Raw genomic sequence first — 3,214 nt, forward strand, 5'->3', positions numbered from 1 at the left:
AGGTCTTCGAAGAGCCGGTTCAATCTGTTCGACGGGATCGCGAACCCAAGCCCGATCGACCCGCCTCCCCCCTCGGTGAAGATCATAGTGTTCATCCCTATTAGATCGCCCTCCGCATTGACCAGCGGCCCTCCCGAGTTGCCCCGGTTGATAGCCGCATCAGTCTGCACCATATCGAGGTAGAGCCGTCCTTCGCGATTGCGTTCAAAGTCGCGATCGACCGCCGAGACGACTCCCACCGATACCGACGGCTGAGAGTGGATGCTGAAGAGTCCGAACGGGTTTCCGATTGCGATGGCCCATTCGCCGATGATGACGTCGTCCGAATCGCCGAATCTGATGTAGGGCAGGTTGCGGCCTTCGATCTTCAAGAGCGCGATGTCGCTGTCATAGTCATAGCCGACGATTACGGCGTCGAACTTATCGCCGGCGGTGGTCGTAACGATCACCTGGGACGCCTCGTGGACAACATGCTCGTTGGTCAGCACATAGCCGTCGGGCGAGATGAGAAAGCCGCTGCCCAGATTCTCGACCTTTTGACGGTATATCTGGTCGGGAAAGAACTGCCGCAGGAATGGGTCGTCGGCAAAGGGATGCCGCGCCCGATACTCGCGCACCGAGATGACGCTAATCCCGACGACCGCCGGCGACACCTCAGACGCTGCGCGAGTGATCGCCGATCGCCGTGAGATGTCGATCGACTGCTGAATCGGCACGGTCGTCTGGTGCGGCGGCTCGGCGATGGGTGAAGCCCCGGTAACCGGCTCGCTCGCTGTTGCTACTGCGGCCGGCCCGGCACCGACAACCGGGGCCGCCTTGGTGTGGCCAAACCATTCCGGAAAGGCGCGTTCCGAGCCGAGCACCAGCCCTATCCCGGCCAATGCTCCAAGGAGGTAATTGAACAGATGGCGCATGATTAGAAGCCTTTAATGACGGCTCTAAAGCCGCCCCTCACCCGGTGGGTGACGCAAGCCGTGCAGGCGGACACCCTCGTCCGCACACCTGCCACCAGACGAGGGCGTCTGGTGGCACACCTGTCAACGGATTGATGGAAGGAAGATTCACCGCGAAAATCTTATCCCCCATTCCTGGAAGGTCGTCCCGCTTACAGGATGGTCCCTGCCGGCCATCCAGATCGCCCGGCTGTAGCGAATAGACAAGTGGTTTAAGAGGAAGGCTCCCCAGCGTGACCGACTCCCGGAGGCGAGCAGGTGAAAGAGCCCGTCGCTTTCGATGGTGAATCCCTCCGTCCGGTTGAATATCCTCCCGACATAATCGTAGTGCCGTCCGGTGCGGTAGGTGAAGGTTTCCAGCGCAGTGAACTCCCACCCCTTGGCGAAGATGATCTCCTCACTCGTGCGGCCCAGTATCAGGTTGTTCCAGATCAAGACGTCCGGAAGCATTGCCTGGTCATAGGTAGTATTGCCATACTGATCCCGCATATAGAGGTCGGTCTCGCCCCGGGTGCCGGCGGCGATCTTCAGGAAGAGTAGATCGCTGTTACCGATCTCTATTCCGACCTGATTGCGCGCCTCGATCTTCGATGCGCCTGCCGTCAACAGCAGGGCACGAGCGCCGGCTATGGCAAGCCGTCCAATCCTCATTAATACTCCCGATTTATGTAGGTATCATTTTCAACCAGACGATTGCTGACAGTAGCCGGGACACCTTAATGTAAGGTTCAACAGCCCGGCATCCAATGTCATCGACCTGCATCACCTGGAGAACGACTTCATATCACCTTCCCATTCTCCTTGACACTTTGATAGGACGGCATTTATATTATAGGTTGACACTCGCACAGTCGACTGTTGCCAAGGCTATGTCCCTCCTCAAGCCCGGGTAATGAATATGTCTTCCTCGCGCATCCTCACCCTCTTCACCGGCGCTCTGTTGACCGCCGCCTTTACGAATCCTGCACTCGCCGAGAATTGGGCGCTCCAGTTCGACGGCCAAAACGACCTCGTCGATGCCGGACCCTGCCAGGAGATCCGTCAGCCGCAGAACAATTTCACGATCGAATGCTGGTTCCGCACCCAGGCAGCTCAAGGCGAGCAAGTCCTGATCACCAACCGCCACCAGGATGACGGCTCGGGCTTCCCCTCGATCACCATCCGCAATGGGCGGATCAATTTCTGCGTCGATGAGCAAGGTCAACGCCAAGACATCCAGGGCCCTCAAGTCAACAATAACCAATGGCACCACGTCGCGGGCACCATCGACCAGCGCCGTTGGGTGCTCTACCTCGACGGCGAAAACGTCGGCCAACTCGACCAAGGGATCAACCGCCGGGCTTCCAACTACAATCTCCATTTCGGCCATCACGGGGCCTGGAATGTCTATTACAACGGCGCTATCGACGAAATCCGCATCTGGCTCGTAACCCGCACCCAGCAGCAAATTCGCGACAATATGAACGTCAGTCTGCAGGGCAACGAGCAGGGTCTCTACGGCTATTGGACCTTCGACGAAGGTCAGGGTCAGGTCGTAAACGACCGCTCCGGCAACGGCCGCAACGGCGTCCTCGGCGCCAATAATCAACAGGGCAACGACGATCCCCAGTGGATTCGCTCCGAAGCGCCCGTTTTCGGCGGAACGTTATCGCTGGAGCCGGCCGGCATCGAGTTCCTGCCCATTATTCGGGGGCGGACACGCCAGATCGCGCTCTCGTTAGTCAATACCTCCGAAGAGCAGGATGAGCGCTTCCGCGTAGCCTTCGAGTTCACCTACCCCGATGGCGAGCCTGGCTGGCTCGACATCGAACCGATGAACGGAGCCGTCGATCCGGGCGACACGCTCACCATAACCGTCACCGCCGACGCGGAAAATCTCGACCCTGGTGAATACAACACCCTGGTCAGATTCTCATCGAATGCCTCGAACCTTCGCCGCCGCGACATGCCGGTCGGGATCATCGTCTCGAATGGCGGAGGTCGCATTTTCGGACAGGTAACCGATGCTGCAAATGGTCGCCCCATTCCCGGTTGCTGGATCGTGACCCAGCACGGCTTTGTTGCGCAAGCCGATGACGAGGGTCGCTATGACTTCCCGCAGCAACCGGCGCTCCGGCAGCGATTGACCGTTCGCGTGGACGATTATCTTCCCATGACGCAGGAGGTCGATTTGGAAGATGGCGAGGACGTTGAACTCGACTTTGCGCTCCTTCACAGCCGGCTGGTGCCGGACCCTGATGCGGTGGTGAGGTCTATCGCAC

Annotated in this window: 3 protein-coding genes; 1 reads left to right on the top strand and 2 read right to left on the bottom strand. The window is 59.0% G+C overall.

From position 1 onward, the window contains the following. Together FJY67_11705 and FJY67_11710 are read right to left on the bottom strand one after the other, a co-directional pair. Positions 1 to 914: trypsin-like serine protease (locus FJY67_11705; GenBank protein ID MBM3330114.1), on the bottom strand; the 914-nt coding region annotated here is incomplete at its 3' end. A 147-nt stretch (positions 915 to 1,061) separates the two neighbouring features. Next, on the bottom strand, positions 1,062 to 1,604 hold the full coding sequence (locus FJY67_11710; GenBank protein MBM3330115.1) for a hypothetical protein: 543 nt from the start codon (positions 1,602 to 1,604) through the stop codon (positions 1,062 to 1,064). A 241-nt stretch (positions 1,605 to 1,845) separates the two neighbouring features. Here FJY67_11710 and FJY67_11715 point away from each other — a divergent pair. Beyond that, positions 1,846 to 3,214 (top strand): hypothetical protein (locus tag FJY67_11715; GenBank protein ID MBM3330116.1); only part of this gene is annotated, 1,369 nt, incomplete at its 3' end.

Source organism: Calditrichota bacterium (assembly GCA_016867835.1).
Lineage (GTDB): Bacteria > Electryoneota > AABM5-125-24 > Hatepunaeales > Hatepunaeaceae > VGIQ01.

What these genes read in the sequence shown, in the direction of transcription:
- FJY67_11710 (MBM3330115.1), bottom strand. Translation starts at nt 1,604, where the DNA reads ATGAGGATTGGACGGCTTGCCATAGCCGGCGCTCGTGCCCTGCTGTTG.